The following is a 12913-nucleotide window of genomic DNA, read 5'->3' on the forward strand; positions in this document are numbered from 1 at the left end:
GGGGGGCATCATGGTTCGCAAGGCGCTGGCGTCATTCGTCTTTCTGAGCTGTTCCGGCGTCGCGCACGCCGGCGACAAGCCGCTCTACCAGGCTGCGCCCGCATGGGTGGTGCCCGCGCCGATGCCCGACGCGGCGAAGCTCACCGACGCCGATCCCGCGCTCGTGCTCAACGATTTCCAGCAGCGCGTGAGCGGCGGGCAGGTCTGGGCCTATGTCGACCAGGCGAGCCGCGTGATCTCGCCCCAGATGATGACGCAGCTCGGCACGCTGCAACTGCCCTGGCAGCCCGACGAGGGCGATCTGATCGTCCACAAGGCGGAGATCATCCGCGGCGGCGAGCATATCGACCTGCTCGCAGGGGGGCAGGGCTTCGAGGTGCTGCGGCGCGAGGAGCAGCTCGAGCAGCTGATGATCAACGGCACGCTCACCGCGACGATGGCGGTGAAGGGCCTGCGCGTCGGCGACGTGCTGCGCCTGAGCTATTCGGTGACGAGCAGGGACAAGGCGCTGGGCGGCAACACCCAGACCTTCGTGCCGCTGCTCGCGGCACCCGCGCGGGTGGGGTTCGCGCGGGCGCGCGTCTCCTGGCCGTCGGGCAGCCCGCTGCGTTGGCGCAGCTACGCCGATGGTGCGGCGCCGAAGGTGACCAAGCGGGACGGCTTCGACGAGATCGAAGTGGCGCTGCCGCTCCCCAAGCCGGCCGAGCTGCCTGCCGATGCGCCGGTCCGTTATCGGAAGCCGCCGCTCCTCGAAGTGACCAGCTTCGCCGATTGGAAATCGGTCTCGGCGGTGATCGGGGCGCTCTACCTCACCGAGGGGTTGATCGCGCCGGGTACGCCGCTGGCCGCCGAAGTCGACAAGATCAAGGCCAGGTCGGCGGATCCGCGCGTGCGCGCCGCGCTGGCGCTGCGGCTGGTGCAGGACGAGATCCGCTATCTGTTCGAGGGGATGAACGGCGGCAACTATGTGCCCCAGAAGCCCGCCGATACCTGGACGCGCCGTTATGGCGATTGCAAGGCCAAGACGCTGCTGCTGCTCGCGCTGCTCCGCGCCATGGATATCGAGGCTGAGCCGGTGGCGGCCAGCATGAACCTGAGCGGGCTGGTGGCGCAGCGGCTGCCCAGCGCCGGCGCCTTCGATCACGTGCTGGTGCGCGCGACGATCGGGGGCAAGTCGCTGTGGCTCGACGGCACCGGCTCCGGCACGCGGCTGGCCGATCTCGACGACACTCCGCCGTTCCGGGACGTGCTGCCGCTGCGGCCCGGCGGGGCCGAGCTGATGCCGCTGCCGATGCGTGCGCCGGCGCGCCCGATAATGGAGACCTCGCTCGAATTCGACCAGCGGGCCGGGCTCAGCCTGCCGACACCCTTCACCCTGACGCTGACGATGCGCGGCCAGATGGCCGAGGCGGTGCGGGCCCTGTCGAGCCAGGCGGGCAAGGAGGAGCTCGAGAATATGGGCCAGGGCATGGTCTCGAGCGTGATCGGCGATGCGCTGGTCGTCGATCGCAAGCTCTCCTACGACCCCGAGACGGCGACCGCGACGGCGACCGCGAGCGGTATCGTGGGCTCGCCCTGGAAGCTGAGCGAGCGCCGCTATCGTGCGCAGCTCGACCGCATCGTCTCCGCCGCCGATTTCGCGCCGGATCGGGCCCGCCCCGCCTGGAAGGACATTCCGGTGATGACCACTCCGGCGCCGTTCGCCACGGTGATCCGGACGCGCATTCGCCTGCCCGGGCAAGGTGCCGGCTTCACGCTGGAGGGCGATCAGACACTGCCGGCGCGCTTTGCGGGCATCCCGCTGTCTCGCAAGGTCACGGTGGCGAACGGCGATGTGGTGGTCGAAGACCATATGCAGAGCGATGCGGCGGAAGTGGCGCCGGCGGACCTGCCGGCGGCGCGTGCCCAGGTCGCGCTCGCCAAGTCGCGGTTGCTCGAGGTGCTTGCGCCCATCGATTATCCGCCGCGCTGGAAGATCGTCGCCGATGCCGGCAAGACCGGCTTCGCGCCGATCATGGCCATCTATGCCAAGGGCGTGGCCGATGCGGCGCCCGATGAGACATATGGCTATACCAACCGCGCCGCGTTCCTGGCCGGGATCTGGGACTGGAAGGGCGCCGCCGCCGATTATGACAAGGCGATCGCGATCGAGCCGACCGTTCAGCTCCATCTCGCCCGGGCGCAGATGCGGCTGGCGATGCGCGACGACAAGGGCGCGCGCGCCGATGCCGAAGCGGCGCTGGCGCTGGATCCCGGATCCCAGGCCGCGGCGAACATGCTGGCCTCGCTGCGCTTCCGCGGCGGCGAGCGCGATGCCGCGCTCGCGCTGATCGACGAACGCATCGCAGCGGGCGGCAAGGCCAGGCAGGGCTTCGTCACCGAGAAGGCCGAGCTGCTCGGCGAGGCAGGCCGGGCGGAGGAAGGCGTGAAGCTGATCGACGAGGAGATCCGCGTGACGCCCGGCAACGAGATCCTGCTCAATTCGCGCTGCTGGCTGAAAGGCACGCGCAACCTGTCGCTCGACAGCGCATTGAAGGATTGTACGCGCGCGATCGAGATCGCGGAGAACCCGGCATCGATCTACGACAGCCGCGCCATGGTCTATTTCCGCATGGGCCGGATGGAGGAGGCGCTGGCCGATCTCGACGCTGCACTCGAAGTCTCGCCGATGCAGGGAGCGAGCCTCTATCTGCGTGGCGTCGTGCGCCGGCGGACCGGGGACATCAAGGGCAGCGACGCCGATCTGGCCGCCGCCCGGCTGATGTGGCCGCGCGTCGACGAAGATTATGCCCGTTATGGGATCAAGCCCTGATCCCGCATCGGCCGTTCGGCATTTCTTCACGCCCGTGCGATACTCGGGCACCATGGCTACCCGGGTCTTCATCACGATCGACACCGAGATCATGTGGCGGCACCATGTTGCCGGGCTCGACGTCGACACGATCGTCCAGCGTTCGCTGGAGCCGGCCAATGTGGGCGTCGCCTGGCAGCTTGAGCAGCTCGCCCGGCACGGCCTCAAGGCATGCTTCTTCGTCGATCCGATGCCGGCCCTGGTCTATGGCCTCGATCCGATCCGGCGCGTGGTCGGCGCGATCCTGGAAGCCGGGCAGGAAGTGCAGCTGCATCTCCATCCCAACTGGACCGGCGCGCATGCCGGCGACAAGGGCGCGACCCATGGCGCGTTCGAGCTGATCGACTACAGCTTCGATGAGCAAGTGGAACTGCTCGCCGGGGCATCGGACATGCTGGTCGCCTGTGGCGCGCCCGAGCCGATCGCGTTCCGTGCGGGCAGTTATTCGGCGAGCGACGATACGCTGGGCGCGCTGGCGCAGCTCGGCTTCGAATATGATTCCAGCCACAACGGCTCCGAGCATCCCTGGCCGAGTGCGATCGGGCTGGAGCCCCGCCAGATCGCGCCGATCGCGCATCGCGGGATCGTCGAAGTGCCGGTGACGCTGATCGAGGATCGCGCCGGACACCTCCGCCATTTCCAGATCTGCGCGCTCTCGGCGGGAGAGATGCGCGCGGCGCTCGATCACGCCGTGGTCCGCAGCCATTCGGCGGTCACCATCGTCAGCCATGGCTTCGAGCTTGCAAATCGTGCCGGGACACGGCCTAACGCAGTGCATGTGCGGCGCTTCGCGGCGCTGTGCCGCATGCTGGCCAGCCGCCGGGGGGTGTTGGTGACCGAACATTTCGCCGACAGGCCGAGAATGACGCTGGGGCAGGAGGACGCGCCGCTCGGGCCGAGCCTGTTGCGCACGCGCTGGCGCCAGGCCGAGCAGCTCTGGTCGAACCTGGTCGAGGAGCGCGCCGCGTGAACGCGATGGGCGACGTCGCCGCCGAAGCCCCCCAGGCCCGGTCCACCAGCCTGAAGTTCGAGATCGGCGCGCGCACGCTGGTGGCGATCCAGCGCTATCTGGTCCGCATCCCGCTGACGCTCGACGAAGCGCGTGCCGAACGCCTGCCGGTGCTGCCGCCGCTGCCGCGTGAGGCCCATGGCTATGGCGTCACTTCGCTGCCCGAGCAGCTGGTGCCGGCGCTGGTCAAGGCGTCGGGCGACATGCTGCCCTTCGTCCGCCAGCGCTACACGCGCTACTTCACCGATTTCGGGATCGGCTTCGATGCCTGGTGGAACGGGCTCTCGTCCAACGCGCGCCAGGGCATCAAGCGCAAGGCGAAGAAGATCGCGGCGGAGAGCGGCGGCGAGCTCGACGTGCGCGCCTTTCGCGGGCCGCAGGAGCTCGAGGCGTTCCACGACGTCGCGCGGCGGATCTCGCTGCGGACCTATCAGGAGCGGCTGCTCGGCTCGGGCCTGCCCGACAGCGCCGAGTTCATCGCGACGATGCTGGCCCAGGCTGCCGCCGGCCAGGTGCGGGCCTGGCTGCTCTACATCGCGGGCGAGCCGGCGGCCTATCTCTATTGCCCGGTGATCGAGGGGGGCGTCGTGATCTATGCCCATGTTGGCCATGATCCCGCGTTCAACGATCTCTCACCCGGCGCGGTCCTCCAGCTCGAGGCGATGCGGGAATTGTTCGAGGAGGGGAAGTTCGCGCGCTTCGACTTCACCGAAGGCGAGGGCCAGCACAAGCGCCAGTTCGCCACCGGCGGCGTGGCGTGCGTCGACCTGTTCCTGTTGCGCCCGTCGCTGGCGAACCGCGTGACGATGGCGGCGCTGGGCGGGTTCAATCGCGGCGTGGCCGGCATGAAGGCGCTGGTGCAGCGGGCAGGGCTGGAGAAGCTGGCGAAGAAGGTGCGGCGGGGAGCCTAGTTCCTCCCCCAGCTTGCTGGGGGAGGGGGACACTTCGCGCAGCGGATGGTGGAGGGGCGCGCCGGCCCCTCCACCACGCGACTGCGTCGCGCGGTCCCCCTCCCCGAGACAAGCTCGGGGAGGAAATATATAACCCTCCCATGCACCTCCGCGCCGAAGCCATCATCCTTTCCGTTCGCGCGCATGGCGAGCATGGCGCGATCGTGCGGGCGTTCACCGAGGCTGATGGCGTGCAGCCGGGCTATGTCCGCGGCGGGCACGGGCGGACGATGCGGCCGGTGCTCCAGCCTGCGAACCTGGTGCTCGGCGAATGGCGCTCGCGCACCGAGGAGGCGCTGGCCGGCCTCACGGTCGAGCTGCTCCACAGCCGCGCGGCGATGTTCTCCGAGCCGTTGCCGGCGGCCGCCTTTCAATGGGCGACCGCGCTCAGCGCCTTCGCCTTGCCCGAGGGGCTCCCCTATCCGCGGCTCTATGCGGCGCTCGACGGCGTGCTCGCCGCGATCGAGGCGGCGCCGGCGGCGCGGGGCTGGGCGGTGGCGATGGTCCGCTACGAGCTGCTGCTCCTCGCCGAGCTCGGCTTCGGGCTCGATCTCGAGCATTGCGCCGCTACCGGCCGCAACGACGATCTCGCTTATGTCAGCCCCCGCAGCGGCATCGCGGTGAGCCGGATCGGGGCGGAGGGCTATGAGGCCCGGCTGCTCCGCCTGCCGCGCTTCCTGATCGAGGGCGGGGAGGCCGGGTGGGACGATATCCTCGACGGGCTCCGGCTCACCGGCCATTTCCTCGAGCGCGACCTGCTGATCGGAAAGGGCGCGGAATTGCTCGCGGCGCGGGGGCGGCTGGTCGATCGGTTGAAGCGCGCTGTTGCGTGACGGACACAAGGGCGGCAAAGCAGGCGACGACGACGTGGGGAGCATGAATTGCCACTGATTGCTGTTCTGCCCGGTGACGGGATCGGGCCGGAAGTTACGCGCGAGGCGCGCCGGGTTCTGGAAGCGCTGGCGCTGGGCCTCGACTTCGCGGAGGCGCCCGTCGGCGGCGCGGCTTATCTGGCGACGGGGCGCCCCCTGCCGCAAGAGACGCTCGACCTCGCGAAGCAGGCCGATGCCGTGCTGTTCGGCGCGATCGGCGATCCGCGCTTCGAGGCGCTGGAGCGGCGGCTGCGCCCGGAAGCGGCGCTGCTCGGCCTGCGCCGCGAGCTGCAGCTCTTCGCCAATATCCGCCCGGCGACGCTGTTCCCGGCGCTGGCCGATGCGTCCCCGCTCAAGCCCGAAGTGGTCGCGGGGCTCGATCTGGTCATCGTCCGCGAACTGGTGGGCGACGTCTATTTCGGTGAGAAGGGCCGGCGGCACGATGCCGAGGGCCTGCGCCAGGGCTTCGACATCATGAGCTACAACGAGGCAGAGGTGGAGCGCATCGCCCGGGTCGGCTTCGAGATGGCCAAGCGCCGCCGGAAGAAGCTCTGCTCGGTCGACAAGGCGAACGTGCTCGAGACGTCGCAGCTCTGGCGCGACGTCGTCAACGAGCTGGCCACCGAATATCCCGAGGTCCAGCTCACGCACATGTATGTCGACAATGCCGCGATGCAGCTGGTGCGCGCGCCGGCGGCGTTCGACGTGATCGTCACCGGCAACCTGTTCGGCGACATCCTCTCCGACCAGGCGAGCATGTGCGCCGGCTCGATCGGCATGCTGCCCTCCGCCTCGCTGCGCGCCTGGAGCGGCGACAACGGCATGTACGAGCCGATCCACGGCTCGGCACCGGACATTGCGGGCACCGGCAAGGCGAACCCGTGTGCGGCGATCCTCTCCGCGGCGATGCTGCTGCGCCATTCGCTCGGCAACGAGGAAGCGGCGCAGAAGGTGGAGGCCGCCATCGCGGCGGCGCTTGCCGCCGGGGCGCGGACAGCGGATCTCGGCGGATCGCTGTCGACCACCGAGATGGGCGACGCGGTGCTCAAGGAACTCGCGTGATTCCCAATCAGCTCGAGCTTGCAGTCGTGATCCCGACGTTCAACGAGCGTGCGAACGTGCCGTTGCTGGTGGAGAAGCTGGATGCGGCGCTGCAGGGTCGGAACTGGGAGGCGGTGTTCGTCGACGACGACAGCCCGGACGGGACGGCGGATGCGGCGCGGGCGCTGGGCCGGCGGGATCCGCGGGTTCGGGTGATCCAGCGGATCGGTCGGCGTGGGCTGTCCTCGGCCTGTATCGAGGGGATGTGCGCGACGGCGGCGCCGTTCGTGGCGGTGATCGACGGGGACCTGCAGCATGACGAGACGCTGCTGCCCAGGATGCTGGATGCGCTGGAAGGCGACGATGCGCTCGACGTGGTGATCGGCTCGCGGTTCGTCGACGGCGGCGGCACGGGCGAGTGGGACGAGGAGCGGGTGGCGAAGTCGGCGCTGGCGACGAAGCTGTCGCGGCGCGTGCTGAAGGCGGACCTGTCGGATCCGATGAGCGGCTTCTTCATGATCCGCACGGGGATCGTGCGCGATCTGGTGCCGACGCTGTCGGCGATCGGCTTCAAGATCCTGCTCGACATCATGACTGCATCGCCGCGGCCGCTGAAGTTCCTCGAGCTGCCCTATGTGTTCCGCACGCGGGCGCTGGGGGAGAGCAAGCTCGATTATGTGGTGGCGATGGAATATCTCATCGCGCTCTACGACCGGATGTTCGGCCGGGTGGTGCCGGTGCGCTTCGTGATGTTCTCGGGCATCGGCGCGCTGGGCGCGGGCGTGCATTTCCTCGTGCTCGGCGTGCTGTTCCGCGGCCTCGCCTGGCCCTTTGTCGGGGCCACCATCCTCGCCACCGCGGCGGCGATGACGTTCAACTTCTTCCTCAACAACGCGCTCACTTATCGCGAGCAGCGACTGAAGGGCGGCGGTGCGCTGCTGGCGGGCTGGTTCTCCTTCTGCCTGGTGTGCAGCGTGGGCGCGGCGGCGAATGTCGGGGTCGCGGCCTTCCTGCACAATGTCCAGCATGGCGACTGGCGCTTCGCGGCGCTGGCCGGCATCGCCGTCGCCGCCGTGTGGAACTTCGCGCTCTCCTCGCGCTTCGTCTGGGGACGCTATTGACGGATCAGCGCCAGCTGCCGATCCACATCCAATGGGTGAAGCCCTGGCTGTCCGCCAGCGGGGCGGCCGAGAGGATCGGATAGAAATAGCCGAACACCAGCAGCGAAAGCGCGGCGAACCATTCTTCCCAGCCCCGATTCCGGCCCCGGTCGAAATGCTGGAAGGCGATCGGCAGCGCCATGCACAGGAAGATGCTGCTCGGATGGTAGTAATAATAGAAGCCGATCGACTTGGGGATCACGACATAGATCGCCAGCGATGCGGTCCATAGCAGCGCCACTGCCAGCGGCCGGATCGCCTTGTCGCGGAACCAGGCCCAGTAGCAGGCGGCCACCGCGACCAGCCCGCCCCACATGATCAGCGGATTGCCGATCAGCAGCACGCCGCGCTGGGCGCCGCGATCCCATTCGTAGAAATACCAGATCGGCCGCAGCATCAGCGGCCAGCTCCACCAGCTCGACTGATAGGTGTGGTGCGGCAGGATCTGCGTCTGCATCTGCCACATGTGGAGCTGCTGGGCGAACAGGCCGGAGAGCGAGGTCAGCGGATCGGTGGTGTAGAAGAAGGCCGGCGCGAAGGTGACGAAATAGGTGATCACGCTTGCCACGCCGAGCGCGAGGATCGCCGGGATCGCGGGCAGGCCGGGCCAGTGCGGCTGGCCCTTGCCCGAGAGCGCGGAGAGCAGCGGCCGCTTCGCCAGGCGCGCGTCACGGGCGCGAATGACGACAAAGGCCAGGGCGGCAAGCACGATATAGGGGACGCCCGCCCATTTGACTGCGGTGGTGAGCCCGAGCAGCACGCTCCCTGCGATCCAGCGCCGCCAGCTGGCGGCCCCGCCAGGGGCCTTCATCGCCCAGAGGAACGCCACCAGCGCCCAGACCAGGAAGGCGCCCAGGAATATGTCGAGCATGCCGGTGCGTGCCTGGACATAGACGGTCTGGTTGAGCGTGGTGAGCACCGCGCCGACCAGCGCGGTGCGCATGTTGCCGGCGAGCAGCCAGAGGAACGCGAAGACGCCGAGCACCGTGGCGGTGCCCGCCAGCGTCGAGGCGATGCGCCAGCCGAACGGATTGTCGCCGAACAGCGCCATGCCCGCAGCGATCAGCTCCTTGCCGAGCATCGGGTGCTCGACGTTGCGCGGGCCCGACAGGTCGAGCAGCGCCTGGGCGGCGGGCAGATAGTGCACCTCGTCGAACATGATCACGCTCGGCTGGTCGAGATGGACCAGGAACAGCATCTGTACGGCGATGGCGAGGAGCAGGGCGACGAGCCAGGGGCGGTCCTGCAGGGCCTTGAGGCGATCGAGCATGGCGCGTTGATTAGCCGAGCGTTTCGCAGCCGTCATGCTGAACTTGGTTTCCGGATCCGCGGAGCGACGAAGCAGGACTTGTCGGCGCCCAAGTGACGAGCGGTGTTGACGCCTCGTTCCCTCAGCCGCAAAGCATCTCGCACTATGAAGCGTCGTACCGGCCAAGACCGCAGCGTAACCCGCAACTGGAAACCCGCCACCCAGGCCGTGCGCGGGGGCACCGCGCGTTCGGAATGGGGCGAGACGAGCGAGGCGATGTTCCTCACGTCCGGCTATGCCTATGATTGTGCGGGCGACGCCGCCGCGCGCTTCGCGGGCGAGCAGCAGGGCATGACCTATTCGCGCCTGCAGAATCCGACGGTGGAGATGCTCGAGGAGCGGATCGCGCTGCTCGAAGGCGCCGAGGCCTGCCGCACCATGTCTTCGGGCATGGCGGCGATGACCGCCGCGATCCTGTGCCAGGTGAGCGCGGGCGACCATATCGTCCAGGGTCGCGCCGCCTTCGGCTCCTGCCGCTGGCTGACCGACAGCCTGCTCCCGCGCTTCGGCGTGGAGACGACGGTGATCGACGCGCGCGATCCGCAGCAGTTTGCGGACGCGGTGCGCCCGAACACCAAGGTCTTCTTCTTCGAGACGCCGGCCAACCCGACGATGGACGTGGTCGACCTGGAAGCGGTGTGCGGCATTGCCCGGAAGCACGGCATCACCAGCGTGGTCGACAATGCCTTCGCCACGCCCGCGCTCCAGCGCCCGCTCGAATTCGGCGCGGATGTGGTGGCCTATTCGGCGACCAAGATGATGGACGGGCAGGGCCGCGTGCTCGCCGGCGCGGTCGCCGGCTCGGCCGCATTCATCAACGACGTGCTGCTGCCCTTCACCCGCAACACCGGGCCCACCTTGTCGCCGTTCAACGCCTGGGTGGTGCTCAAGGGGCTGGAGACGCTCGACCTGCGCATCCGCCGGCAGAGCGAGAATGCGCTGAAGGTGGGCAGTTTCCTCGAGCAGCGGGTGCCCAGGATCAACTTCCCGGCGCTGCCCAGCCATCCGCAGCACAATCTCTTCAACCGCCAGATGGATGCGGCGGGCCCGATCTTCTCGTTCGAGGTCGATGGCGGCCGCACACAGGCGCACGCGCTGCTCGACGCGCTGGAGCTGGTCGACATCTCGAACAACATCGGCGATTCGCGCTCGCTGATGACGCATCCGGCTTCCACCACCCATTCGAGCGTGGCCGAGGAGAAGCGCTTGGAGATGGGCGTGACCGAGGGCATGCTGCGGCTCAATGTCGGGCTGGAGGATTCCGAGGACGTGATCGCCGATCTGGACCAGGCGCTGAGGGCCGCCGGATTGTGATGGACGCATTGTTCACCGATGCGGCGGAAACGCGCGGGATCACCGTGCGCGTGTCGGTGAGCTATCTACCCGAGCAGAGCGAGCCCGATCGCGGCCGCTGGTTCTGGGCCTATCACATCCGCATCGAGAATAGCGGGCCGATGACGGTGCAGCTGCTGACGCGGCACTGGATCATCACCGACGGGCGCGGCGCGCGCCACACGGTGGAAGGCGAAGGCGTGGTCGGCGAGCAGCCGATGATCGCGCCGGGGGCGAGCTTCGACTATGTCTCGGGCTGCCCGCTGAGCACGCCGATGGGGAACATGCAGGGCAGCTATCACATGATCGGAGAGGACGGCTCGGCATTCGACGTCGCCATCCCCAAATTCGCGCTCACGGCGCCGGCGGTGGCGGAATGAAGCGCACCCATCTCCCCCTCAATGGTCTGCGCGTGCTCGACGCGGCGGCGCGGCATTTGAGCTTCACCCGCGCGGCGGACGAGCTGGCGGTGACGCCGGCGGCGGTCGGCCAGCAGATCCGTGCGCTCGAGGATACGCTGGGCGTCGTCCTGTTCCGCCGTACCACCAAGGGGCTGGAGCTTACGCCGGAGGCCGAGGCGGGGCTGGCGGCGCTGCGTGCGGGCTTCCTCGAGTTCGAGGAAAGCGTGCGCGCGATGCAGGCCGGGCAATCGTCCAAGTCGCTGACCATCGCCGCGCCGCGCGACCTCACCGCGAAGTGGCTGATGCCGCGCCTGGCCGAGATCGCGCGCGAGGACAGCGACCTGCGCTTCATGCTGGTCCCCGCCGACGAGGCGATCGACTTCACCGAGGCCAATCTCGATCTCGCGATCCGCTGGGGCGAAGGGCCTGGCGAGCATGAGGGCGAGGCGCTGGAGAGCGACGGGATGGTCACGGTCGAGCGGCCGGGCGGCGGCATCGACGTGCGCATCTCCTGGCCCGGCTGCATGGCCGAGGATGCCGGCTCGCTGGTGCGTGTCGCCGATGCCGGCCTCGCGCTCGATGCTGCGGCCGAGGGGCTGGGCCGGGCGACGGTGCCGGAGCTGCTGGCCCGCAGCGACATCGAATCGGGCCGAGTCGTCGTGGTCGGCGAGCCCAAGAGTTCCAAGCTCGGCTATTGGCTGGTCGCACCCTTGCCCCAGTGGCGGCAGAAGAAAGTGAAGACGCTGGTCGACGCGCTCGCTGCGTGAGCGCGCTCCGATCGCGGGCCGATGCGCATCGGCCTTCATCGGTGCGGTGAAGCCGGGTAAGGAGGCGCAAAACCGCAGGAGCGAACACCCATGCCGCAAAGCCCTTGGAGCCATAGCCGCAGCGCCGGCATTGCCGACGATATCGATTTCGAGATCAAGGGGCAGGAGCTCCAGTTCGTCGAGATCGAGCTCGACCCGGGCGAGAGCGCGGTGGCCGAGGCCGGGGCGCTGGTGTGGAAAGATGCTGCGGTGGGCATGACCACCGTGTTCGGCGACGGCAGCGGCGCACAGGGCGGCGGCTTCATGGGTGCGCTGCTCGGCGCGGGCAAGCGGCTGGTCACGGGCGAGAGCCTGTTCACCACCGTCTTCACGCATAACGGCTCGGGCAAGGCGCGCGTCGCTTTCGCGGCGCCGGTGCCGGGAGCGATCGTGCCGCTGAAGCTCGATTCGGTCGGCGGCACGCTGATCTGCCAGAAGGACGCGTTCCTCTGCGCCGCCAAGGGCGTGTCGATGGGCATCGCCTTTCAGCGGCGGATCATGACTGGCCTGTTCGGCGGCGAGGGCTTCATCATGCAGAAGCTCGACGGCGATGGCTGGGTGTTCGTCCAGTTCGGCGGCATGGTCGTCGAGCGCGAGCTGGCACCGGGCGAGGAACTGCATGTCGACACCGGCTGCGTCGCCGCCTTCACGCCTTCGGTGGAGTTCGACCTGGTCGGCGCCGGCGGCGTGCGCAGCGCGATCTTCGGCGGCGAGGGATTGTTCTTCGCGCGGCTCACGGGGCCGGGCAAGGTGTGGATCCAGTCGCTGCCCTTCTCGCGCCTCGCCGGGCGGATGATGGCGGCGGCGAGCAGCCATGGCGGGCAGAATCGCGGCGAAGGCTCGGTGCTCGGCGGGATCGGCGACCTGATCGGGGGCAATCGTTGAGCCGGCCGGTCCCCAACCTCGCCGATCCCGAGCAGCGCCGCGCCTATCGCCGCGAGCTGATGGCGGTCGCCAGGGGGCCGCGCCGCCTGGGCGTGGCGCTGGCGGTGGCCGGGTCGGCGCTGATCCTGATAAACGCCTATTGGACGCCGATCCCGAACATCGTCACCCTGGCCGCGATCGTCGGCGGCTTCGCGCTGATGCTGATGGGGATCGGCATGCGCACCAAATATCACAAGCGGAGGATGCGCGGGGAGATCTAGGGGCCGGGGCGATCGGCATATTGCAGCCGCTCCGGGA

12 protein-coding genes are annotated in these 12913 nt (G+C 68.9%); 11 read left to right on the plus strand and 1 reads right to left on the minus strand.

The window, feature by feature from the left end:
* The first annotated feature begins 10 nt into the window (after positions 1-10).
* From FFS08_RS20160 to FFS08_RS20185, 6 genes are all read left to right on the plus strand, one after another.
* Positions 11-2812 (plus strand): DUF3857 domain-containing protein, encoded by a 2802-nt coding sequence (locus FFS08_RS20160; protein WP_137864995.1) that lies wholly within the window; start codon positions 11-13, stop codon positions 2810-2812.
* Between the two features lie 52 nt (positions 2813-2864).
* A complete protein-coding gene (locus FFS08_RS20165) occupies positions 2865-3821 on the plus strand; it encodes a polysaccharide deacetylase family protein (protein WP_137864996.1) in 957 nt (318 codons plus the stop codon).
* Between the two features lie 5 nt (positions 3822-3826).
* Positions 3827-4771 (plus strand): GNAT family N-acetyltransferase, encoded by a 945-nt coding sequence (locus FFS08_RS20170; protein WP_137865001.1) that lies wholly within the window; start codon positions 3827-3829, stop codon positions 4769-4771.
* Positions 4772-4911: 140 nt separating this feature from the next.
* Positions 4912-5643, plus strand: coding sequence for a DNA repair protein RecO (gene recO / locus FFS08_RS20175; protein ID WP_137871851.1), 732 nt, complete (start codon positions 4912-4914; stop codon positions 5641-5643).
* A 48-nt stretch (positions 5644-5691) separates the two neighbouring features.
* Positions 5692-6744 carry a 3-isopropylmalate dehydrogenase gene (gene leuB, locus FFS08_RS20180; protein WP_137865139.1) on the plus strand — a complete coding sequence of 351 codons (1053 nt, stop codon included), beginning with the start codon at positions 5692-5694 and terminating at the stop codon, positions 6742-6744.
* Positions 6741-7844: a glycosyltransferase gene (locus FFS08_RS20185; protein WP_502702060.1), complete on the plus strand. Its 1104-nt coding sequence runs from the start codon at positions 6741-6743 to the stop codon at positions 7842-7844. The genes leuB and FFS08_RS20185 overlap by 4 nt, the downstream gene beginning before the upstream one ends.
* 4 nt (positions 7845-7848) lie before the next feature.
* Here the strand turns inward: FFS08_RS20185 and FFS08_RS20190 are convergent, their stop codons facing one another.
* The gene (locus tag FFS08_RS20190) at positions 7849-9153 is read right to left on the minus strand and encodes a glycosyltransferase family 39 protein (RefSeq protein ID WP_137864836.1); all 1305 of its coding nucleotides are present in this window, start codon (positions 9151-9153) and stop codon (positions 7849-7851) included.
* A 144-nt stretch (positions 9154-9297) separates the two neighbouring features.
* Between FFS08_RS20190 and FFS08_RS20195 the strand changes: the two genes are divergently transcribed.
* The 5 genes from FFS08_RS20195 (at position 9298) to FFS08_RS20215 (ending at position 12876) form a co-directional block, all read left to right on the plus strand.
* Positions 9298-10506 (plus strand): trans-sulfuration enzyme family protein, encoded by a 1209-nt coding sequence (locus tag FFS08_RS20195; RefSeq protein ID WP_137864802.1) that lies wholly within the window; start codon positions 9298-9300, stop codon positions 10504-10506.
* Positions 10506-10904, plus strand: coding sequence for a Co2+/Mg2+ efflux facilitator ApaG/CorD (gene apaG, locus FFS08_RS20200; protein WP_086130998.1), 399 nt, complete (start codon positions 10506-10508; stop codon positions 10902-10904). Before FFS08_RS20195 ends, apaG begins: the two co-directional genes overlap by 1 nt.
* Entirely contained in the window at positions 10901-11692 is a 792-nt protein-coding gene (locus FFS08_RS20205; protein ID WP_137864803.1) for a LysR family transcriptional regulator, read from the plus strand. Before apaG ends, FFS08_RS20205 begins: the two co-directional genes overlap by 4 nt.
* A gap of 90 nt (positions 11693-11782) precedes the next feature.
* Positions 11783-12616 (plus strand): TIGR00266 family protein, encoded by an 834-nt coding sequence (locus tag FFS08_RS20210; protein WP_137864804.1) that lies wholly within the window; start codon positions 11783-11785, stop codon positions 12614-12616.
* On the plus strand, positions 12613-12876 hold the full coding sequence (locus FFS08_RS20215) for a hypothetical protein (RefSeq protein WP_137864805.1): 264 nt from the start codon (positions 12613-12615) through the stop codon (positions 12874-12876). The genes FFS08_RS20210 and FFS08_RS20215 overlap by 4 nt, the downstream gene beginning before the upstream one ends.
* Positions 12877-12913 lie beyond the last annotated feature (37 nt).

Origin of the sequence: Sphingomonas sp. 1F27F7B (assembly GCF_005503355.1) — a bacterium.
Taxonomy (GTDB): Bacteria; Pseudomonadota; Alphaproteobacteria; order Sphingomonadales; family Sphingomonadaceae; genus Sphingomonas.

What these genes read in the sequence shown, in the direction of transcription:
- apaG (WP_086130998.1), top strand. Translation starts at nt 10,506, where the DNA reads ATGGACGCATTGTTCACCGATGCGGCGGAAACGCGCGGGATCACCGTG.
- FFS08_RS20205 (WP_137864803.1), top strand. Translation starts at nt 10,901, where the DNA reads ATGAAGCGCACCCATCTCCCCCTCAATGGTCTGCGCGTGCTCGACGCG.
- FFS08_RS20210 (WP_137864804.1), top strand. Translation starts at nt 11,783, where the DNA reads ATGCCGCAAAGCCCTTGGAGCCATAGCCGCAGCGCCGGCATTGCCGAC.
- FFS08_RS20190 (WP_137864836.1), bottom strand. Translation starts at nt 9,153, where the DNA reads ATGCTCGATCGCCTCAAGGCCCTGCAGGACCGCCCCTGGCTCGTCGCC.
- FFS08_RS20170 (WP_137865001.1), top strand. Translation starts at nt 3,827, where the DNA reads ATGGGCGACGTCGCCGCCGAAGCCCCCCAGGCCCGGTCCACCAGCCTG.
- FFS08_RS20160 (WP_137864995.1), top strand. Translation starts at nt 11, where the DNA reads ATGGTTCGCAAGGCGCTGGCGTCATTCGTCTTTCTGAGCTGTTCCGGC.
- recO (WP_137871851.1), top strand. Translation starts at nt 4,912, where the DNA reads ATGCACCTCCGCGCCGAAGCCATCATCCTTTCCGTTCGCGCGCATGGC.
- FFS08_RS20165 (WP_137864996.1), top strand. Translation starts at nt 2,865, where the DNA reads ATGGCTACCCGGGTCTTCATCACGATCGACACCGAGATCATGTGGCGG.
- FFS08_RS20195 (WP_137864802.1), top strand. Translation starts at nt 9,298, where the DNA reads ATGAAGCGTCGTACCGGCCAAGACCGCAGCGTAACCCGCAACTGGAAA.